We start from the raw sequence: 21,413 nt of genomic DNA on the forward strand, positions 1-21,413 counted from the left end.
CATGTTAAAAACCAATCAAAAAAATGTGCATGCGTTTGAAATTGAAAAGCAAGAGCCTGAAGCGGTCATGGAATTTTTAGAAAAAAACCACGCCCTTTTGCAATATTTTCTTATTATTTTTAAATATGATATTGAACCAGAAGTCAAAGCCATTTTGCACAAACACCAGCTTTTGTTTTTAGAAACGAATCGCGTTTTAAACGGACGCCATATCAAAACCATGTCTTTAAAAGAAGAAACCAACCATTCAAAACCCAATCATTCTAAAACAGAACCTAAAACAACGATTTATGAGCGCCATATCAGGAGTGGGGAAGAGATTTATAGCGCTAACCACCTTATTTTTTTGGGGAATATCCACAATGGAGCGAAGATTATTTCAGAGGGCTGTGTGTCGGTTTATGGGGTTTGCGAAGGGGCGATTGTGTGCTTTGGAGAGTGCTTGATTTTGAAAGAAGTCAAGAGCGCTCAAATCGTTTTTCAAAATCAAATTTTCTCTTTAAAAGAGGTTGAACGGCTTTTGGTAAATAAAAATATTAAAATAATCACTAAAAATGACGATATACTAGACATAAAGGAAGTATTATGAAACAAACAACCATTAACCACTCTGTGGAATTAGTAGGGATAGGCTTGCATAAGGGCGTTCCTGTGAAGCTTGTTTTAGAGCCTTTAGGAGAAAATCAAGGCATTGTTTTTTACCGCTCTGATTTGGGCGTGAAGCTCCCCTTAAAACCTGAAAACATCGTGGATACCAAAATGGCAACCGTGTTGGGTAAGGATAACGCTAGAATTTCTACGATTGAGCATTTGCTTTCAGCTATTCATGCGTATGGTATTGATAATCTTAAAATCTCTGTGGATAACGAAGAGATCCCTATCATGGATGGGAGTGCTTTGATTTATTGCATGCTTTTAGATGAAGCAGGGATTAAAGAATTAGACGCTCCTAAAAAAGTGATGGAAATCAAGCAAGCCGTTGAGATTAGAGAGGGCGATAAATTTGTTAAAATTGAGCCAGACAGCCAACTTTCTTTGAATTTCACGATTGATTTTAACCATCCGGTTATCGCTAAGCAAGCCCATCATTTCGTCTTTAGTAAAACCGCTTACAAAGAGCAAGTCGCTAAAGCCCGCACCTTTGGGTTTTTGCAAGAAGTGAATTACTTGCGATCCATTGGTTTGGCTAAAGGGGGGAGCTTGAATAATTGTATCGTGCTGGACGAAAACAGCATTTTGAATAAAGAGGGCTTAAGGTGCGAAAAGGAATTTGTGTGCCACAAGATTTTAGACGCTATGGGGGATTTAATGGTCTTAGGCATGCCTGTGATGGGCAAATACACTTCTTTTTCAGGGAGTCATAAGCTCAATTCCATGTTAGTTAAAGTCATTTTAGCGGACACTAAAAATTACGAAGTTTTGATCGCTACAGATCCGGCTAAAGAATTTGCGTTGCAAAAGGCTTTCGCTTAATCCTGAATTAGGGTTTATTTTTTGGAATTGGATTTAGTGCTTATCTCTTTAGGCGAGGGGGTTTTGCTTGGGGTGTATCAAAACAATTTTTTATGCGCTTCTTACACTTCCAAATCAAAAACAAGCGAAGCTTTAGTGGAAGTTTTTTCACAATTATTCAAAGATTTTAAAAACCCTACTTTACCGGCGATTAAAGGGGTTTATTACGCTAAAGGGCCAGGGAGTTTCACTAGTTTAAAACTCACGCATGTTTTCTTACACACTTTGGCTTTAATCCATGACTTTGAACTTTATTCAACTACAGGCTTTGATTTTAACGACAACACGCCCATTTTAGCGTATGCCAATAAATACTTTGTTTCAAAAGAAAGGGAAAGCTTAACCGATTTTAAAGATTTGAAAATTGCGCCAAAAGATTTCATGTTGCCCTCTTTTTTAGAGAAAGACAAATTCACCCAATTGAACACGCCGTTTTACATTTTACCTCCTATTTAGTGTATAATGCTAATTTTAAAAATGAAAGGGTATCAACAATAGGGGTTTAAAATTTGGTAGTGAGTGTTCCTGCAACAAGTGCGAATTTAGGCCCCGGTTTTGATTGCTTGGGTTTGAGCTTGAATTTACGCAATCGTTTTTTTATTGAGCCTAGCAGTTTTCATGCGGTGAAATTGGTTGGGGAGGGTGAGGGGATCCCTAAATTTTTAACCAACAATATTTTCACTAAAGTGTTTTATGAGATTTTAAAAAAGCATGGGAATGACGGATCGTTTAAATTTTTATTGCATAATAAAGTCCCTATTACAAGGGGCATGGGGTCTAGCTCGGCGATGATTGTGGGTGCGGTCGCTTCAGCGTTTGCGTTTTTAGGGTTTCCTTTTGATAGAGAAAGCATTGTCAATACCGCTTTAATTTATGAAAACCACCCGGATAATATCACCCCGGCGGTGTTTGGGGGGTATAATGCAGCGTTTGTGGAAAAAAAGAAAGTGATAAGTTTAAAAACCAAAATCCCTTCTTTTTTAAAAGCGGTGATGGTGATCCCTAATAGGGCCATTTCCACCAAGCAATCGCGCCACCTCTTGCCCAAGCGTTACAGCGTGCAAGAAAGCGTGTTTAACCTTTCGCATGCGAGTTTGATGACAATGGCGATTGTGCAAGGGAAGTGGGATTTGTTGCGTTGTTGTTCTAAAGACAGGATGCATCAATATAAGCGCATGCAAACTTATCCTGTGTTGTTTGCGATCCAAAAACTCGCTTTAGAAAATAACGCCTTAATGAGTACGCTTTCAGGGAGCGGTTCGTCGTTTTTTAACATGTGTTATGAAGAGGACGCCCTTAAATTAAAGCAGGTTTTGAGCAAGAAATTCCCTAAATTTAGGGTAGCGGTTTTAGATTTTGACAATGATGGAGTCCTTATTGAGAAAGACTGAAATTAAAATCCGCATGTGTGTGGCGTGCAGAATGCGCCAATCTCAAAAGGATTTGTTGCGTTTGAAAAGCTTTGACAATCAAATCATGGAGTTTGATGGCAAAGGCCGTAGTTTTTATGTGTGTGGAAATTGTTTGAAAAATGGAGAAAAAAAGTTGTTGAAAGCGGTTTCAAAAATAAAGAATGCCCCAAAAGATACTAAAAATATCATTACTTGGATTAAGGAGAGAAGCATAGCATGAGCGAGATGGTTGATTTAAAAGAATTTTTAGCCGAGCTTGGTAAGACCCAAAAAGAGCTTAAAAATGTGATCGAGCAAGCCAAAGACATTGGTTTAGAGCTTAAGACAAATTCTAAAATGACCCCAGAGCAAGCAGGCAAGCTATACAAATACATTGTGGATGGCATCAAAGAACAAATACAAGCCAATAAACCCGCTAAGAATCTTGAACAAGACAATAAAGACGATTTGAATACAGCCGCAACGCCTAAGCCGCTTGCTAAAAAGGCTTCTAAAACGCCTAAAAAAGAAGAAACAAAAAGCCAGCCAAAGCCCAAAAAAACTAAAGAAAAGAAAAAAGAAGCTCCCACGCCCATTGCTAAAAAGAAGGGAGGAATAGAGATTGTCAACACTTTTGAAAACCAAACGCCCCCTACAGAAAACACCCCTAAAGTGGTTAGCCACTCTCAAATAGAAAAAGCCAAGCAAAAACTCCAAGAAATCCAAAAAAGCCGAGAAGCCCTAAACAAGCTCACCCAAAGCAACGCTAACAGCACCAATAACGCTAATAACGCTAAAAAAGAAATCAGCGAAGTTAAAAAGCAAGAGCAAGAGAACAAACGCCATGAAAACATTAAAAGACGCACCGGTTTTAGGGTGATTAAACGCAACGATGAAACAGAAAATGAAATTGAAAACAGCGTAACAGAAAACAAAAAACCCACTCAAAGCGCGGCGGCTATTTTTGAAGACATTAAAAAAGAATGGCAAGAAAAAGACAAACAAGAGGCTAAAAAAGTTAAAAAACCCAGTAAGCCCAAAGCCACCCCCACAGCCAAAAACAACAAATCCCATAAAATTGATTTTAGCGATGCGAGGGATTTTAAGGGCAATGATATTTATGATGATGAAACCGATGAAATCTTATTGTTTGATTTGCATGAACAAGATAATCTCAATAAGGAAGAAGAAGAAAAAGAAGCGCGCCAAAATATCAACGACAGGGTGCGCGTCCAAAGGAAAAACCCTTGGATGAATGAAAGCGGGATCAAACGACAATCCAAGAAAAAGCGTGCATTCCGTAACGATAACAGCCAAAAAGTGATCCAAAGCGCGATTGCAATCCCTGAAGAAGTGCGCGTCTATGAATTCGCGCAAAAAGCGAATTTGAATCTGGCTGATGTGATTAAAACCCTCTTCAATTTAGGGCTTATGGTAACTAAAAACGACTTTTTGGATAAGGATAGCATAGAGATTTTAGCCGAAGAGTTCCATTTAGAAATTTCTGTTCAAAACACTTTAGAAGAATTTGAAGTAGAAGAAGTGCTAGAGGGGGTGAAAAAAGAGCGCCCGCCTGTGGTGACTATCATGGGGCATGTGGATCATGGTAAAACTTCACTACTGGATAAAATCCGTGATAAAAGAGTCGCTCACACTGAAGCTGGGGGGATCACTCAGCACATTGGTGCTTACATGGTAGAAAAGAATGATAAGTGGGTGTCTTTCATTGACACCCCAGGGCATGAAGCCTTCAGCCAGATGCGTAATCGTGGGGCTCAAGTTACAGATATTGCAGTGATTGTGATAGCGGCTGATGATGGCGTGAAGCAACAGACTATTGAAGCCTTAGAGCATGCAAAGGCGGCTAATGTGCCTGTGATTTTTGCGATGAATAAAATGGATAAGCCTAACGTGAATCCGGACAAACTCAAAGCCGAATGCGCTGAGCTTGGCTATAACCCTGTGGATTGGGGCGGAGAGCATGAGTTTATCCCTGTTTCAGCTAAAACGGGCGATGGCATTGACAATTTATTAGAAACCATTCTTATCCAAGCGGATATTATGGAATTAAAAGCCATAGAAGAGGGCAGCGCTAGGGCGGTTGTTTTAGAAGGGAGCGTGGAAAAAGGGCGTGGGGCAGTAGCCACTGTGATTGTCCAAAGCGGGACTTTGAGCGTGGGAGATAGTTTTTTTGCCGAAACGGCGTTTGGTAAAGTAAGAACGATGACTGACGATCAAGGCAAGAGCATTCAAAGTTTAAAACCCTCTATGGTGGCTCTCATCACAGGCTTAAGCGAAGTGCCACCTGCGGGATCTGTTTTAATAGGGGTAGAAAACGATTCCATCGCGCGTTTGCAAGCTCAAAAGAGGGCGACTTATTTACGCCAAAAAGCCTTGAGTAAAAGCACTAAAGTGTCTTTTGATGAGCTTTCAGAAATGGTCGCTAATAAGGAATTGAAAAACATTCCTGTAGTCATTAAAGCGGATACGCAAGGAAGCCTAGAGGCCATTAAAAACAGCCTGTTAGAGCTTAATAACGAAGAAGTGGCGATCCAAGTGATCCACTCAGGGGTGGGGGGCATTACTGAGAATGATTTGAGCCTAGTCTCTAGCAGTGAGCATGCCGTGATTTTAGGCTTTAATATCCGCCCCACCGGTAATGTGAAAAATAAGGCTAAAGAATACAATGTGAGCATTAAAACTTACACGGTGATTTATGCCTTGATTGAAGAAATGCGATCGTTGTTATTAGGCTTGATGAGTCCTATTATTGAAGAAGAGCATACCGGACAAGCGGAAGTGAGAGAAATCTTTAATATCCCTAAAGTTGGCACGATAGCCGGGTGTGTGGTGAGCGATGGGGTGATCGCTCGTGGCATTAAGGCGCGTTTGATTAGGGATGGCGTGGTGATTCACACCGGCGAAATCCTTTCTTTGAAACGCTTTAAAGATGATGTGAAAGAAGTTTCTAAGGGTTATGAGTGTGGGATCATGCTAGACAATTATAATGAGATTAAAGTGGGCGATGTGTTTGAAACCTATAAAGAAATCCATAAAAAAAGAACCCTCTAATGAACGCTCATAAAGAACGCTTAGAATCTAATCTTTTAGAATTACTGCAAGAGGCTTTAGCGGGCTTGAATGATGGCGAGTTGAATTCTTTAAGCGTTACTAAAGTGGAATGCTCTAAAGGGAAGCACCACGCTTTGGTGTTTGTGCTTTCATCAGATCATAAAATCCTTTCCAAATTGAAAAAAGCTGAGGGTTTGATCAGGCAATTTGTTTTGCAAGCGAGCGGGTGGTTTAAATGCCCAAAACTCAGTTTTGTTTTAGACAATAGCTTAGAAAAGCAGCTCCGCCTAGACGCCATATTCAATGAAATCGCTAAAGGGAAAGATAATGACTAAAAGAATAGAAGAGAAAATAGAGGGCGTGATTGAAAGCTTGGGATACTTGCTTTATGATGTGAGTTTGGTTAAAGAAAACGAGCAGCATGTTTTAAGGGTGAGCCTTAAAAACCCTAATGGGGCGGTTAGCTTGGATATTTGCCAGCAAGTGAGCGAGGTGATTTCGCCCTTATTAGATGTGTGCGATTTTATCCAAGACGCTTATATTTTGGAAGTGAGCTCTATGGGGTTAGAAAGAGTGCTTAAAACCCCCAAACACTTCAAGCTTTCTTTAGGTGAAAAAGTGGAAGTCAAACTCACCAATAAAGAAAGCTTTCAAGCGCTCCTTAAAGACGCTAACGATTTGAGCGCGGATTTTGAATTAGAAAATCACGCTATCAAAAGCGTGGAATATAAAGATTTAAAGAAAGTTAAAACGCTTTTTGAGTGGTGAGATAATGCGAAGCGGTAGCGTTCCTACACTTTATGAGAAATTACCGCTTGATTGAAATTGGACTCTTATTATTTGGCTAAAAAACGCTAAAAAGCATTTTTGAGATTTTACTCCTCCATTTGAGCGATGCTCATTATTTCTTTAACCACATTCACATCTTCTAGTGTGCTTAAATCTTGAGTGATAGGCTCTTTTTTGGCGATGGATTTCAAAAGCCTTCTCATGATTTTCCCGCTTCTGGTTTTAGGCAAACCCGGCACATACATGACATTGTCTAATTTCGCGATCTTTCCAATCTCAATGGATAAGATATGGTTCATTTCTTTTAACAATTCTAAACTCTCGCCAAGATCGCATTTAGCCCCATCGCACAGCACCACAAACGCAAATAAGCCCTCTCCTTTAATCGCATCAGGGATACCCACCACCGCGCATTCAGCCACCATTTCATGCTTGGAAATAGCGCTCTCCACTTCAGCCGTGCCAATCCTGTGCCCGCTCACATTCACAATATCATCTGTGCGCCCAATAATAGTAATGTATCCGTTTTCATCCACGATAGCACCATCTCCAGAGAGGTAAACATATTCCCCATTCAACTTGATCTGAGAAAAATAGCTATCAATGTATCGTTTTTCATCGCCCCAAATGTTTCTTATCATAGAAGGCCATGGCTTAGTGATGCATAAAAACCCTTGCTCTCCGGGCTTTGTTTTGGTGCCGTCTTCGTTTAAAACTTCTGCATGGATTCCAGGCAAAGGTAAAGTTGCGCAACTGGCCCTTATAGGCGTAGCTCCCGGTAAAGGGCTGATGATATGCCCGCCTGTTTCTGTCTGCCACCAAGTATCCACGATACTGCATTTTGAGTTGCCGATTTTTTCATAAAACCATTTCCATGCCGTAGGGTTAATGGGCTCTCCCACCGTTCCTAAAACTTTGAGTGACTCTAAATTATACTTTAAGGGTTCGTTTTCGCCTTTGGCATGCAACATTCTTATAGCGGTAGGGGAAGTGTAGAATTTATCAACGCGGTATTCTTCTATCATCCTCCACCATCTCCCATAATCCGGATAAGACATCGTGCCTTCTAGTATCAAAGTTGTCGCCCCACAAGCTAAAGGCCCATAAACCACATAAGTGTGCCCTGTGATCCAGCCAATATCGGCGGTGCACCAAAAATTATCGTTATCTCTAATATCAAAAACCCACTCCATCGTCATTTGCGCCCATAACAAATACCCCGCACTGCTGTGTTGAACGCCTTTAGGCTTTCCGGTTGATCCGCTTGTATAGAGCAAGAATAAAGGATCTTCAGAGTCCATCATTTCAGGTTCGCATTTATCGGATTGGTAATGGACCATTTCATTATAGACAAAATCGCGCCCTCTCACATAGTCAATCTCTTTGGCGTTTCGTATCACAATGAGCGCTTTTTCCACGCTAGGGCAGGCGTTATTTTCTAGAGCCTTGTCAAGGGCTGGCTTGAGCATGTAAGGTTTGCCTTTTCTAAAAGTCCCATCCGCTGTGATAACTAATTTGGCTTGAGTGTCGTTGATCCTATCCCTTAAGGCTTCAGGGCTAAACCCAGCAAAAACGATGCTATGGATCGCTCCAATCCTAGCGCATGCGAGCATCATATAAACGCTTTCTACAATCATGGGCATATAGATAATGACTCTGTCGCCTTTTTTGACATTGAATTCGTTTTTTAAAAGGTTGGCTGTTTTATTGACTTCAGAGTGGAGTTTTCTGTAAGTGATGACATTATAATCCCCCATTTCCCCTTCAAAAATGATCGCCACTTTATTTTTTTTGTCTTTTAAATGCCTATCTATACAATTGTAAGAAACATTGATTTTGCCGTTTTCAAACCATTTGAAAAAAGGGGCGTTATCGCTGTTTAAAACCTTATCAAAAGGTTTAAACCATGTGAGTTTTTGCTTGGCTAACTCGCCCCAAAAATGTTCATAATCTTCATTGGCTTCATGCACTAAATCTTTATATTCGCACATGTTTTTAATCCTGGCTTGCTTGGCAAACGCTCTGTTAGGGTTAAAGATTTTTTTAGCGAATTCCAAATCATCGTCTAATTGCATCGCATCTCCTTTTTCATGGTTTTAAGTGCATTTTTTATTATTGTATCCAAACTCACACTCTTTTAAAGGGAGGGATACTTTTCTCTTTCTGTGGGGATTGAGACTGATAAAAAAGGAAACAATAGCACGATGAAACCTAAAGGGTGTATTAGCGTTAACATGCTAATATAGTAGAACATTATGGCTACAAAAAGGGTGGTATGCTGATTTCCATAGCGTTTTTATTGGTTTTATGTCTTTTGAATTATAGTTCTTTTAGGATGTTAAAATCGTTTTTAACCTTAAAGAAAATCTCTCAATACGCTTATTTATGGTTTTTTGTCCTTTTGAGCGCGGGCGAGGCGGCTTTTGCTTTTTATAGAAATACTATGCCTAGCCATTTGTTTGTTTTGACTTCGGCGTGTTCGTTTGTATCTTTTATTATTTTTATCCTTTCTTTAAGTTTTTACGGGTTTTCCTACTCCATAGAAAAAATAGATTTTTTGCATTCAAGGCGTAAAAGTTTAAAAAACTTTTTAAAATTGGGGTTTTATCTGGCGCTATTAGGGTATTTTTGGCGCGGCTTTTATGAAGGATTAGTCCGCCCTAAAATCAAAGAAACCCCTATTTATTTAGACAAGCTGGATAAAGAATTAAAGATTATTTTACTCACAGACATGCATGTGGGGAGTTTGTTGCAAAAAGATTTTGTTGATTACATTGTAGAAGAAGTCAATCAAAAAGAAGTGGATATGGTGCTGATTGGGGGGGATTTAGTGGATGAAAACATTGAAAAAGTCAAATCTTTTTTACTGCCCTTAAACAACCTTAAAAGCACGCATGGCACTTTTTATGTGCCAGGAAACCATGAGTATTATCATGGCATAGAGCCGATTTTATCGTTTCTTGACACGCTTGATATGACGATTTTAGGGAATGAATGCGTGCATTTAGGGGGGATCAATTTGTGCGGTGTGTATGATTATTTCGCAAGGAAGCGTCAAAATTTTGCCCCCAATATTGATGAGGCGTTAAAAAAGCGCGATGAGAGTAAGCCCACGATCCTTTTAGCCCACCAACCTAAACAAATTAGAAGCCTCAAAGAAAGCCACTCTGTAGATTTAGTGCTTTCAGGGCATACCCATGCAGGGCAAATCTTTCCCTTTAGCCTTTTAGTCAAGTTAGCGCAAACTTATTTATATGGTTTATACAAGCACAGCGACACCACTCAAATTTATGTGAGCAGTGGGGCAGGGTATTGGGGGATTCCTTTAAGGTTTTTAGCCCCTAGCGAGATCGCATACCTTAGGCTTTTACCTAAAAATCAAGCTTAGTTGAACAAAATCTTAAAATCGTAATCAAGCGGTTAAAAACAAGGAGTTGAAAAACAACCGCCAAGACAAAGGGAAAGGAGGGGGAGGTGACCCTTCAATCTTAGCGGTGCCAACCAAACCATAAGGAATGGTTGGATTTGTAATTATACAATAAAATGGTGATTTTTAGCAAATGATTTTAAAAATTATCCATAAAAAACGCTTAAAGGCATTTTTTACAACCAACAACCAAATACAAAAGAGCATGATTTTAACTAAAGCTTTTATTAAAATTTTCTTAAACTAATTTAAATTTATGATATAATCAGTGTTTGAATTACTCTTAAATGCAGGAGTCCATACACCATGCGCGTTCTACTGATTGAAAAAAATTCTGTTTTAGGTGGAGAAATTGAAAAGGGCTTAAATGTCAAAGGCTTTATGGCTGATGTAACAGAGAGTTTAGAGGATGGGGAATACCTTATGGATATTAGGAATTATGACTTAGTTATGGTTAGCGATAAAAACGCTTTAAGTTTTGTTTCTAGAATCAAGGAGAAACATTCTTCTATCGTTGTTTTAGTTTCTTCTGATAACCCTACAAGCGAGGAAGAAGTCCATGCGTTTGAGCAAGGCGCGGATGATTATATCGCTAAGCCTTACCGCAGCATTAAAGCTTTAGTCGCAAGGATTGAGGCTCGTTTGAGGTTTTGGGGCTCTAATGTGATTGAAATTGGGGATTTGACCATTAGCCCTGATGAAGAAAAGATTATTTACAAGGGGCGTGAAGTTGAGGTTAAAGGAAAGCCTTTTGAAGTGCTCACCCATCTTGCCAGACATAGGGATCAAATCGTCTCCAAAGAACAGCTTTTAGACGCTATTTGGGAAGAGCCTGAGATGGTTACCCCTAATGTCATTGAAGTGGCTATCAATCAAATCCGCCAAAAAATGGATAAACCCTTGGGGATTTCCACGGTTGAAACCGTGAGACGCAGAGGCTATCGTTTTTGCTACCCAAAACCGGCGTGTGAAGAATAAATTCTTTTTGCTAAAAAATAGATCAGAATGATGGTGTGAAGCGGGTAAAGTCAAATATTTTAATAGCGATAATAGAGACACTTATATCATGCCGGTGTTTAGCTAGGAGCATGATCATTTTATCTGCGATTGTTAAGGTGTTTTGGTTAAAAAACACTAAAGCAGGTTCGTATCAATTCATGGATTTAAATATTTATCAAAACACAAACTTTGGCTCCGTTTTCATTGGATATTGACAAAGTTTTATTTTTGTGGGATTTTTATGGGATACAAGAAAAATACACAAAGAAAACGCTAGCAAGATTTTAAGCTTATGCTGAAATTTTAGTGTAGTGGCGTTGCGAGAACCATTAAAACTATGATTGCTAATAGTAGTTTCATAGTTGGTTATCTCCTTTTTAAGATAGCCGCTCACTATTACCCCAAACCCTAACATGCTCCAAATACCCGCAACACAAAAACAATAAAATAGAGAGATAACTTAAAATGATTATTTGCGTTGGCGTGATGATAATTTAAAAAACCTAAAAATATTAAAAAAGCGTTTTTTACAATCAAATTATTAAGAGAGCTTGCGCGAAAATCAAGCGATAACTTTTTAAGCGGTCTTTTGGGGGTTAGGGGGGGTGTAGGGGGATAGGTTTTAAAATACCCCCCTTTCCCTTAAAGAAATGAGTTTATACAAAACGATAAAATAGAAATTTTTAAACCTTTCCAAAAAGAGTTTTTAAACTCTTGTTAGTTTTTGTTAGCTTGTTACAAACAGCTTAGTTTTAAGCGTTATTAAAGATTTCTTCAATTTGTTCTTTAATATCCCTGTAATTGAAACTCTCCCTAAAGCCATCAATCTTGCCTCCGCTCGCATTCCTATGCCCGCCCCCATTAAAACACATTTGACTGAGTTCGCACACATCGCAATTCCCGTTCGCTCTTAAGCTCACATTCCCTTTAGAATTCACATCTATATAAAAATCAAAATCCGGATTTTGCGTTAAAAAAAGGTTAGCCAACACGCTAATACCCCCCATAGAATAGCTTAAAAACCCTTTCTTATCCTGGTAATAAACGCTGCAATCATGCTTTTTTAAAGAGAGCAAATGCGTTTGCGCGTTTGAAGAGATATTGTCCATCGTTTCTGTAGTAGGGTCGCCTCCTAGAGCGATTTTTTTGAGTTTGAACAAATCGTTATCGTAGGCTACAGGGGCGTTTTCTAAAAACAAATAGTTTTTAACTTCTTCTAAAAGCTTTAACTTATAGTTGCGGTTTTCATCATCAAACATGAAACGATTCAATTCAGAGCTTTGAGTGATCATGCGCATGCACACCTTGCCTAATTCAAAGCCATAACCTTGCGTGTCCCAAATATCCACAGAATTGACCATTTCCACCAAAGGCTCTAGCCATGTTGTGTTTTTTGGCTCTAAAAGAGCGTAATGCTTTTTCAAAAATTCATACACGATTTTAGTCGCACAACGGTTCGTGTCTAAAAAATACCAATGGAAACTCTCAGCCACTTCCTTACCGCTGATATGGTGATCCAAAAGCTGGATTTGAATGTTTTTATTTTGCAAGCGGTGTTCTTGGATCTTATCTTGCAAATACTCTGCTTCGTTTAAATTCAAATTCAAATCGCTAATCAAAATAAGGAATTCACTCTCTTTAGATTGAGCGATCGCGTTTAGAATCTCATAAATTCTCGCTGAGACTTCACGCCCGTAATTAGCGTTATAGCATTGGATATTCTTAAAAAATTGTTTTGAAACAAGCTGGCACGCATAGCCGTCTAAATCAATGTGTGAAAGGTGGTAAACTTGCATCATTCTCCTTTTTTATCAATTATTTATCCATTAAAAGTTAATGTGGATCGTGCCTAAAGCTTCAAAATTAGAGTTAGGATCTAATTCCGCATGGCTTAGCACGACCACATCAATCCTGGCCTGCTCCATTTGATTAGAAAGGGCTTTTCTTAAATTAGGCTCTACGATCAAAATCACCGGAGCGATCCCTTTTTGCAAGACTTTCATGGCCTCTTCAGAAACCCCTTCAATGAGTTTTTGCAATTCGCCCACATTGAGTAGCAAGCTCTTAGAAGCGCCATTTTCTCGCAATTTATTGAGCAAAAATTGTTCGCTATCGGTAGAAAAGGTTAAAAATTTCAAACGCCCGTCTTCAGATTTAAAAGCGTTGGTGATCACCCTAGAAAGCCTCGCCCTCACTTGTTCGGTTAAGATATTCACATCGTTTTGAACCAATGGGGCAATATCGGTAATCGTTTCTAAAATAGTGAGCATGTCCTTAATAGGGATTTTTTCATGCAACAAGGCTTGCAAGACTGAGCGGATCGCACCGGTGGGGATTTTTTTACTCTCTTCTACAATTGTAGGATAGTCTTTAGCCAAGCGCTCTAAAAGGGATTTCACTTCATCTTTAGTGATAAAATCTTCAGCGTATTTTTTCACTAATTCGCTAGTGTGTGTCGCAATAACGGTGCTTGGATCAATGATGGTGTAGCCTTGAATGATGGCTTCTTCTTTATTTTTAGCGTCAATCCATAAAGCGTCCATTCCAAAAGCCGGCTCTTTAGTGGGAATGCCCTCAATTTCTTTATTCACAAAACCGGTATTCATGGCTAAAAACTTATCCGGCATCACCATGCCCTCACCAATCACAATGCCCTTAAGCTTGATTTCATAATGCGTTGGGGGGAGTTGTAAATTATCCCTGATTCTAATTTGAGGCATCAAAAAACCATAATCGCTCGCTATCTTTTTTCTAATGCCCCTAATCCTTTCTAACAAATCGCCCCCTTGTTTCATGTCCGCTAAGCTGATGAGCTGATAGCCTAAAGTCAATTCTAAAAATTCAATTTTTAGCACTTCATCAATGGCTTGTTCTTCTTCTCTTTTAAGCTCTTCTTGGGTTTTAGCCCTTGTGGTGGGGGTGTGGGGTTTGATTTTGGAGCTGTGGGGTTTTTCGCTCAAATCCAAGCCGAATTTTTGACTCAAATAATTTTCTAATTTAGTGAGCAACCCGTCTTTTCCCTCTCTGCTAATCAGCCATGCGATGAATAAAAAGAGAGTCCCTACAAACGCTAAAGAAAAGGTAGGGAGTCCAGGAATGGTGGCAAAAAGCAATAAAATCGCTCCCACAATCACTAAAGTTTTGCTTTTATTCGTGAGCTGTGTGATGAGCTTAGAAGCAAAATCTTCTTCTTCGTTTTGTGTGGTGCGAGTGGCGACGATACCGGTCGCTGTCGCAATGATTAAGGCAGGGATTTGCCCTACAAGCCCATCGCCAATGGTTAAGATAGTGAAAGTGCTAGCGCTAAAGCTCAAACTCATATCCCTTTGGAACACACCCACTAAAAACCCTCCAATGATATTGATAAGCGTGATAATGATAGAAGCGATCGCATCGCCTTTGACGAATTTAGACGCGCCATCCATCGCGCCATAAAAATCCGCTTCTTGGCTTAGAGCGGCGCGCCGTTTTTTGGCTTCCTTATCATCAATAAGCCCTGAGTTTAAATCCGCATCAATCGCCATTTGCTTTCCTGGCATAGCGTCTAGGGCGAATCGCGCTCTCACTTCAGTAACCCTAGTAGAGCCATTAGTAACCACTAATAAATTCACTAGCACTAAAATACTAAAGATAATCGCCCCAATCACATAATTCCCGCTCACGCTAAATTCCCCAAACGCCGTGATAATATCGCTCACCGCGCTAGGCCCTTTATAGCCTTGGGTTAAAATCATTCTAGTGGTGGCGACATTTAAAGCCAAGCGGTACAAGGTTACAATGAGAAGTAAAGTGGGGAAAGCACTAAAATCAGTAGGCTTGTCAATATAAAGCCCGATTAAAATAATCAACACCGATAGCGCGATAGAAATCGTGAGTAAAAAATCCAACACAAAAGGCGGTAACGGCACGATAATGATCGCTAAAATAGCGATCACAAAGACCACAAGGGCCAAGTCTTTGGATTGCAAAAAGCGTTTAAAAACAGGGAAAGTCTTTTTAAAAGCTAATTTGGAGCGTTCGTTTGCCATAATCTAAAATCAATGCCTTAATCTGGTAGGTGTGTTTGTCTCTTATTATAATATAAAGTTTAAAAGTATGACACAAAAAAGCTTATTTTACGCTATAATGCGATCTTTATTAAATTACCAATTAGGAGGTCGTTATGGCTTTGAATCTGGAGAAAAAACAAGAAATCATTAAGGCGTTTGCCACTAAGGAAAATGATACGGGTTCTTGTGAGGTGCAAGTGGCGTTGTTGAATGAAAGGATCAAGCTTTTAACCGAGCATTTAAAGGCTAACCCCAAAGATCATTCCAGTCGTTTAGGGCTTTTAAAATTAGTCGCTCAAAGACGCAACTTGTTGAAATACATCAAACGCACCAATCATGCGCGTTATGTGGTTTTGATTGAAAAGTTAGGCATTAAAGACAGATAATTTTATCGGTTTTAGGGTATGGCGAGTTTGTGTTGAAAGAGCATTTGAAAGCCTTTTTTAGTGCGGACTCTGTTTTCACTTTAATTTTTGCCCTTTTTTTTCTCACTTCGTTTAAAAAACCTTTAACGCAAGTCTTATTGATTGTTTTAATGGTTTTTTTGTTTCTTAGGTGTTATTTCCAAGCGTCTTTGAAAGAAACTTTCACGATTAATCATTTAAAAACCATGCCTTTTAAATGGCTCACTCTGGCTTTTTTAGGCGTGTTTTTAAGCATCTTCCCTAACATGTTTAACATGTATGATAGCCAAACCTTCCGCTACAATTTATTCGCTCTAAACATGTCCTTAACTTACGCTTGCGGGGCGTTATGCTTGCTTTTTGCCAGTTGTTTAAGAATCAAATTGAATCAAAAAATCCTTTTTTATAGCATGGCTGTTGCAAATTTCATCAACGGCTTGCTTTCATTGGTGCAAAAAATTTATTTTAACATGCCCAGAGTGCAAGGGTTTAGCACGGTTAAGGAGTATGTGGTTTTAGTGAGCGTTTCCATTTTAGGCTGTTATATTTATGCGCTTTATTCGCAAAATCAAAAAGAAAAACTTTTTTTCACCCTTTCTGTTTTTGTGGGGTTTTTAGTCGTTATTTTAAGCGCTACAAGGAGCGCGACAATCGCTTTTGTGGCTACTTTTTTAATCCTTTCTTGCTTTATTTTATGCGCCAAAAAATCGCTCAAACCATTGGGTTATATGGTGGTTGTGAGTCTGATTTTGAGCGCTTTGTATGTGGGGAGTAACGCTTTAGAAAAAAGGGGGGCAATAGAGCAATCTAGGGTTCAAAACCAAAGCTTTGAAGAAGATTTGAAACGCTACGCTAAAAAGGACGCTGATAGCAGTATCGGGTGGCGTTTGGAGCGCTGGAAAGAAGCCCTAACGGTTTTGCGTTTAAGGCCCTTTTTTGGTATGGCCGCTAGCGAGAAATGCCAGAGATTAGAAGAGATTTTATCCTTATCAAAGTCTTATAGAGCCAAAGATTTGATTCTTTGTTATGAAAGATACGACAATCAAATCATTCACATTTTAGCCACTAGGGGGATCATAGGCTTTTTGATCTGGCTCTTTTTTTTATTAGTTATTGTAAAGATTTTTTGGAGCGGGATCAAGCAAAATTCTTTAATATCATTCTTTATATTAACGGCATTCACTTTTTACCTCATTTTTGGCATTGGGTTTGACCCCTTTGATTTCTTCATTACGGGAAGTTTTTTTGTAGGAATGGTCATGATGGCTGTTTTTTCAAAAAAGGATAAAAGCGCTTTTTAGCATCAAAAAATTTAACGCTAGTCAAGCGGTAGTTTCTTGACAATGCGTTCTTAGGGGGATTTAAGGGGTAAGATAAAAACTTATGCTATAATGTGGTCTCATTCCATATTCAACAAGGAGAAATAAACAATGAAAATTTTAGTGATTCAAGGGCCTAATTTAAACATGTTAGGACACAGAGACCCAAGACTTTATGGCATGGTAACCTTAGACCAAATCCATGAAATCATGCAAACTTTCGTGAAACAAGGCAATTTAGATGTGGAATTAGAGTTTTTTCAAACCAATTTTGAGGGCGAAATCATTGATAAAATCCAAGAGAGCGTGGGCAGCGATTATGAAGGGATTATCATTAACCCTGGAGCGTTTTCGCACACTTCTATTGCGATTGCGGATGCGATCATGCTAGCGGGCAAACCTGTCATTGAAGTGCATCTCACTAACATTCAAGCCAGAGAAGAATTTAGGAAAAATTCTTACACCGGAGCGGCTTGTGGAGGCGTGATCATGGGATTTGGCCCGCTTGGTTACAACATGGCTTTAATGGCGATGGTGAATATTTTAGCCGAAATGAAAGCCTTCCAAGAAGCCCAAAAAAACAACCCTAATAACCCCAATAACCCGATCAACAATCAAAAATAAAAGGGGGCTACCCATGAGAGGATTAGAAAGAGACTCCCATTTCACGCTTGATGAAAACGCGATGTTTTTTGAGTGCGCTTATAGTTGCGATAACGCTTTGTTTTTGCAATTAGACGATCGCTCGTTTTTCATCACTGATTCTCGCTACACTCAAGAAGCTAAAGAAAGCATTCAGCCTAAAAATGGCGTTTTAGCGGAAGTGGTAGAATCTAGCGATTTAGTCCAAAGCGCGATTGATTTGATCGCTAAACACTCGGTTAAAAAGCTCTTTTTTGACCCCAATCAAGTGAATTTGCAAACCTACAAGCGTTTGGATTCGGCGATTGGGAATAAGGTTGTTTTAGAGGGCGTGCCTAGTTACCACCGCCAAAAACGCATCATTAAAAACGAGCATGAGATCCAACTCCTCAAAAAATCTCAAGCGTTGAATGTTGAAGCTTTTGAAAATTTTGCTGAGTATGTGAAAAAGATTTTTGATGAAAAAGAATCCTTGAGCGAGCGGTATTTGCAGCATAAGGTTAAGGACTTTTTGACTAAAGAGGGGGTTTATGATCTGAGTTTTGAGCCTATTTTAGCCTTGAACGCGAACGCGAGCAAGCCCCATGCTTTGCCTAGCGCGAAGGATTTTTTAAAAGCGGAGCACAGCATTCTTTTGGATATGGGGATCAAATACGAACGCTATTGCTCGGATAGGACTCGCACGGCTTTTTTTGACCCTAAAGACTTTGTGTTCAAAAGGGAGCAGAGTTTCAAGGATAAAGAGCGTCAAAAGATTTATGACATTGTGAAAGAAGCGCAAGAAAAGGCTATTTTAGGCATTAGAGCGGGCATGACCGGTAAAGAAGCGGACAGCTTGGCTAGGGGAGTGATTAGCGATTATGGTTATGGGCAGTATTTCACTCACAGCACCGGGCATGGCATTGGCTTAGACATTCATGAGCTTCCCTATATTTCATCGCGCAGTGGAACCATTTTAGAAGAGGGCATGGTGTTTTCTGTAGAGCCTGGGATTTATATCCCTGGGTTTTTTGGGGTGCGCATTGAGGATTTAGTGGTGATTAAAAATTCTAGGGCCGAGCTTTTATGATGCGAGAGATCCTTACTAACCGCTTTTTCCCAAGCCTTTTTAAAAAAAGGCTTGATTTTTCTAACAGGGTGGTTTTAGGGCTGGGATCTAATCTTAAAAATCCTTTAAAAATATTAAAAAATTGTTTTTTATATTTTAAAAATCATAGTAAAATCGGGAAAATTTTTTCTTCACCCATTTATATCAATCCGCCTTTTGGTTACACTAAGCAACCTAACTTTTATAACGCTACGATTATCCTTAAAACATCTTTAAGTTTGCACCATTTTTTTGCTCTAGTGTTTTATATAGAAAGGCGTTTTGGGCGTGCAAGGAAGCGCGATTTTAAAGACGCTCCAAGAACTTTGGATATTGATATTATCGCTTTCAATCAAGTCATTTTAAGGCAGAACGATTTGACTTTACCTCACCCTAAATGGAGTGAAAGAGACTCCGTGTTAGTGCCTTTAACTTTACAACAAATCCTTTTTAAAAAAGGGGAGTGGTGAAATTCTATACCTATAGTGGGGAGACGGCTGCTGAAGCTTTAAAGATCGCTCAAAGCCACCATGGGGTGGATACACTGGTGTTTAAAACGCAAGAAATCCGTAAAAAAACGCTCACTTCTTCTGGGCTTTATGAAATCGTTGTGGCGGTTGAAGAAGAGAGCGAAAACAAGCCCCCTAAAGCCCCCCTTATTCCAGAAAGTTTGTATGATGAAGAATTGAATGAAGAAGACGTGGTCATGCAGCTTTCAAGCACTGTGGAAGAAATGCGCAAACTCGCCGGGGTTTCATCTAATCAGCGCAACTATAGTTTTTCAAAAAATAAGACTCTTTTAGAAAAAGACGCTCCAGAGGATACGCCTTTAGAAGCTAATAAGCAAGACGCTTTATTGCAAGCCTTAAAAGATGAAGCCAACCATAAAAAAGAAAGAGAAAAAAGAGAAGTCAAACAAGAAGAAGAAATTAAAGATATCAATCTGCAATTAAGCAAAATCAGAGACAGCTTAAAACTCATTCAAAACATGTTTTGGGATGAGAAAAACCCCAATTCTGTCAATATCCCTCAAGAATTTGCCGAAATTTACAAACTGGCCAAACAAAGCGGGATAAAATCCAGCCATTTAGATAAAATCATGCAATTAAGCCTGGAATTGATGCCTTTACGCATGCGGGAAAATTCCGTAACGATCAAGCGCTATTTTAGAGAAGTGTTGCGTAAAATGATTTTGTGCCGCCCTGAAGATTTGAATTTGAGGCAAAAACGCATCTTAATGCTTGTAGGGCCAACAGGCGTGGGGAAAACGACGACTCTAGCCAAATTAGCCGCACGCTATTCTAGGATGCTAGCGAAAAAATACAAGGTGGGCATTATCACTTTAGACAATTATCGCATTGGGGCTTTGGAGCAATTGAGTTGGTATGCTAATAAAATGAAAATGAGTATAGAAGCGGTGATTGACGCTAAGGATTTTGCTAAAGAAATTGAAGCTTTGGAATACTGCGATTTTATTTTAGTGGATACGACAGGGCATTCGCAATACGATAAGGAAAAAATTGCCGGTTTGAAGGAATTTATAGATGGGGGTTATAATATTGATGTGTCCTTGGTGCTTTCGGTTACCACTAAGTATGAAGACATGAAAGATATTTATGATTCTTTTGGGGTGTTAGGGATTAACACTTTAATCTTTACGAAATTAGATGAGAGTAGGGGGTTAGGGAATTTGTTTTCTTTAGTGCATGAAAGCCAAAAGCCTATCAGCTATCTTTCTGTTGGGCAAGAAGTGCCTATGGATTTGAAAGTGGCTACTAATGAATATTTAGTGGATTGCATGCTAGATGGCTTTAGTAACCCTAATAAGGAACAAGCATGAACAATCAAGCGAGTCGCTTAGATAATTTTATGAACGCTAAAAATCCCAAAAGTTTTTTTGATAATAAGGGGAATACCAAATTCATCGCTATCACAAGCGGTAAGGGGGGCGTGGGGAAATCCAATATTAGCGCTAATTTAGCTTACTCTTTATACAAGAAAGGTTATAAGGTGGGGGTGTTTGATGCGGATATTGGTTTAGCGAATTTAGACGTGATTTTTGGGGTGAAAACCCATAAAAATATCTTGCATGCCTTAAAAGGCGAAGCCAAATTGCAAGAAATCATTTGCGAAATTGAACCTGGGCTTTGCTTAATCCCTGGGGATAGCGGCGAAGAAATTTTAAAATACATTAGCGGTGCGGAAGCTTTAGATCAATTCGTGGATGAAGAGGGGGTTTTAAGCTCTTTAGATTATATTGTGATTGATACGGGCGCTGGGATTGGAGCCACTACACAAGCGTTTTTGAACGCGAGCGATTGCGTGGTGATTGTTACCACACCCGATCCTTCAGCGATTACGGATGCGTATGCATGCATTAAAATCAACTCCAAAAATAAAGACGAATTGTTCCTTATCGCTAACATGGTAGCCCAACCTAAAGAGGGCAGGGCGACTTATGAAAGGCTGTTTAAAGTAGCTAAAAACAATATCGCTTCATTAGAATTGCACTATTTAGGGGCGATTGAAAACAGCTCCTTATTGAAACGCTATGTGAGAGAGCGAAAGATTTTGAGGAAAATAGCCCCCAACGATTTGTTTTCGCAATCCATTGACCAGATAGCGAGCCTTTTAGTTTCTAAATTAGAAACCGGTGCTTTAGAAATACCAAAAGAAGGTTTGAAAAGCTTTTTTAAAAGGCTTTTGAAGTATTTGGGGTAGA

General features: G+C 39.3%; 20 protein-coding genes. 17 read left to right on the plus strand and 3 right to left on the minus strand.

What is annotated here, in order from left to right; genetic code table 11:
- Position 1 precedes the first annotated feature (1 nt).
- From minC to rimP, 8 genes are read left to right on the plus strand one after another with little or no spacing between them, the layout of a single operon-like run.
- Positions 2 to 589 (plus strand): septum site-determining protein MinC, encoded by a 588-nt coding sequence (gene minC / locus BZK24_RS00085; protein ID WP_171972346.1) that lies wholly within the window; start codon positions 2 to 4, stop codon positions 587 to 589.
- On the plus strand, positions 586 to 1,473 hold the full coding sequence (gene lpxC, locus BZK24_RS00090) for a UDP-3-O-acyl-N-acetylglucosamine deacetylase (RefSeq protein ID WP_077656174.1): 888 nt from the start codon (positions 586 to 588) through the stop codon (positions 1,471 to 1,473). The genes minC and lpxC overlap by 4 nt, the downstream gene beginning before the upstream one ends.
- A gap of 21 nt (positions 1,474 to 1,494) precedes the next feature.
- Entirely contained in the window at positions 1,495 to 1,968 is a 474-nt protein-coding gene (locus BZK24_RS00095; RefSeq protein WP_001916905.1) for a tRNA threonylcarbamoyladenosine biosynthesis protein TsaB, read from the plus strand.
- Between the two features lie 53 nt (positions 1,969 to 2,021).
- The gene (gene thrB / locus BZK24_RS00100; RefSeq protein WP_000261731.1) at positions 2,022 to 2,903 is read left to right on the plus strand and encodes a homoserine kinase; all 882 of its coding nucleotides are present in this window, start codon (positions 2,022 to 2,024) and stop codon (positions 2,901 to 2,903) included.
- Positions 2,890 to 3,144, plus strand: a complete 255-nt coding sequence (locus tag BZK24_RS00105; RefSeq protein WP_171972347.1) for a DUF448 domain-containing protein — start codon at positions 2,890 to 2,892, stop codon at positions 3,142 to 3,144. The genes thrB and BZK24_RS00105 overlap by 14 nt, the downstream gene beginning before the upstream one ends.
- Positions 3,141 to 5,975: a translation initiation factor IF-2 gene (gene infB, locus BZK24_RS00110; RefSeq protein ID WP_077656176.1), complete on the plus strand. Its 2,835-nt coding sequence runs from the start codon at positions 3,141 to 3,143 to the stop codon at positions 5,973 to 5,975. The genes BZK24_RS00105 and infB overlap by 4 nt, the downstream gene beginning before the upstream one ends.
- Positions 5,975 to 6,310, plus strand: coding sequence for a 30S ribosome-binding factor RbfA (gene rbfA / locus BZK24_RS00115; RefSeq protein WP_000991139.1), 336 nt, complete (start codon positions 5,975 to 5,977; stop codon positions 6,308 to 6,310). The genes infB and rbfA overlap by 1 nt, the downstream gene beginning before the upstream one ends.
- Complete coding sequence (gene rimP, locus BZK24_RS00120) at positions 6,303 to 6,743, plus strand: ribosome maturation factor RimP (RefSeq protein WP_077656177.1); 441 nt, start codon at positions 6,303 to 6,305, stop codon at positions 6,741 to 6,743. Before rbfA ends, rimP begins: the two co-directional genes overlap by 8 nt.
- A gap of 107 nt (positions 6,744 to 6,850) precedes the next feature.
- Here the strand turns inward: rimP and acs are convergent, their stop codons facing one another.
- Positions 6,851 to 8,839 carry an acetate--CoA ligase gene (gene acs, locus BZK24_RS00125; protein ID WP_077656178.1) on the minus strand — a complete coding sequence of 663 codons (1,989 nt, stop codon included), beginning with the start codon at positions 8,837 to 8,839 and terminating at the stop codon, positions 6,851 to 6,853.
- 200 nt (positions 8,840 to 9,039) lie between these two features.
- Between acs and BZK24_RS00130 the strand changes: the two genes are divergently transcribed.
- Positions 9,040 to 10,152 (plus strand): metallophosphoesterase, encoded by a 1,113-nt coding sequence (locus tag BZK24_RS00130; RefSeq protein WP_077656179.1) that lies wholly within the window; start codon positions 9,040 to 9,042, stop codon positions 10,150 to 10,152.
- 345 nt (positions 10,153 to 10,497) lie between these two features.
- Positions 10,498 to 11,169: a response regulator-like transcription factor HsrA gene (gene hsrA, locus BZK24_RS00135; protein WP_001264984.1), complete on the plus strand. Its 672-nt coding sequence runs from the start codon at positions 10,498 to 10,500 to the stop codon at positions 11,167 to 11,169.
- A 773-nt stretch (positions 11,170 to 11,942) separates the two neighbouring features.
- Here hsrA and BZK24_RS00145 read toward each other — a convergent pair.
- Both BZK24_RS00145 and flhA read right to left on the minus strand, forming a co-directional pair.
- Complete coding sequence (locus BZK24_RS00145; RefSeq protein ID WP_162965589.1) at positions 11,943 to 12,986, minus strand: 3',5'-cyclic-nucleotide phosphodiesterase; 1,044 nt, start codon at positions 12,984 to 12,986, stop codon at positions 11,943 to 11,945.
- Positions 12,987 to 13,016: 30 nt separating this feature from the next.
- Positions 13,017 to 15,218, minus strand: a complete 2,202-nt coding sequence (gene flhA / locus BZK24_RS00150; protein WP_077656182.1) for a flagellar biosynthesis protein FlhA — start codon at positions 15,216 to 15,218, stop codon at positions 13,017 to 13,019.
- Positions 15,219 to 15,352: 134 nt separating this feature from the next.
- On the opposite strand from flhA, the gene rpsO reads away from it, so the two are divergent.
- The 7 genes from rpsO (at position 15,353) to ylxH (ending at position 21,412) form a co-directional block, all read left to right on the plus strand.
- Positions 15,353 to 15,625 carry a 30S ribosomal protein S15 gene (gene rpsO, locus BZK24_RS00155; protein WP_001207122.1) on the plus strand — a complete coding sequence of 91 codons (273 nt, stop codon included), beginning with the start codon at positions 15,353 to 15,355 and terminating at the stop codon, positions 15,623 to 15,625.
- 29 nt (positions 15,626 to 15,654) lie between these two features.
- Positions 15,655 to 16,944: an O-antigen ligase family protein gene (locus BZK24_RS00160; protein WP_077656183.1), complete on the plus strand. Its 1,290-nt coding sequence runs from the start codon at positions 15,655 to 15,657 to the stop codon at positions 16,942 to 16,944.
- Positions 16,945 to 17,073: 129 nt separating this feature from the next.
- On the plus strand, positions 17,074 to 17,586 hold the full coding sequence (gene aroQ, locus BZK24_RS00165; protein ID WP_000699286.1) for a type II 3-dehydroquinate dehydratase: 513 nt from the start codon (positions 17,074 to 17,076) through the stop codon (positions 17,584 to 17,586).
- Positions 17,587 to 17,599: 13 nt separating this feature from the next.
- On the plus strand, positions 17,600 to 18,673 hold the full coding sequence (locus BZK24_RS00170) for an aminopeptidase (RefSeq protein ID WP_077656184.1): 1,074 nt from the start codon (positions 17,600 to 17,602) through the stop codon (positions 18,671 to 18,673).
- Positions 18,673 to 19,161, plus strand: a complete 489-nt coding sequence (folK, locus tag BZK24_RS00175) for a 2-amino-4-hydroxy-6-hydroxymethyldihydropteridine diphosphokinase (RefSeq protein ID WP_001991969.1) — start codon at positions 18,673 to 18,675, stop codon at positions 19,159 to 19,161. Before BZK24_RS00170 ends, folK begins: the two co-directional genes overlap by 1 nt.
- Positions 19,158 to 20,531 carry a flagellar biosynthesis GTPase FlhF gene (flhF, locus tag BZK24_RS00180; protein ID WP_171972348.1) on the plus strand — a complete coding sequence of 458 codons (1,374 nt, stop codon included), beginning with the start codon at positions 19,158 to 19,160 and terminating at the stop codon, positions 20,529 to 20,531. The genes folK and flhF overlap by 4 nt, the downstream gene beginning before the upstream one ends.
- The gene (gene ylxH, locus BZK24_RS00185) at positions 20,528 to 21,412 is read left to right on the plus strand and encodes a flagellum site-determining protein YlxH (RefSeq protein ID WP_077656186.1); all 885 of its coding nucleotides are present in this window, start codon (positions 20,528 to 20,530) and stop codon (positions 21,410 to 21,412) included. Before flhF ends, ylxH begins: the two co-directional genes overlap by 4 nt.
- Position 21,413 lies beyond the last annotated feature (1 nt).

The sequence above is a fragment of the Helicobacter pylori genome (assembly GCF_001998165.1).
GTDB classification, from domain to species: Bacteria; Campylobacterota; Campylobacteria; order Campylobacterales; family Helicobacteraceae; genus Helicobacter; species Helicobacter pylori_DL.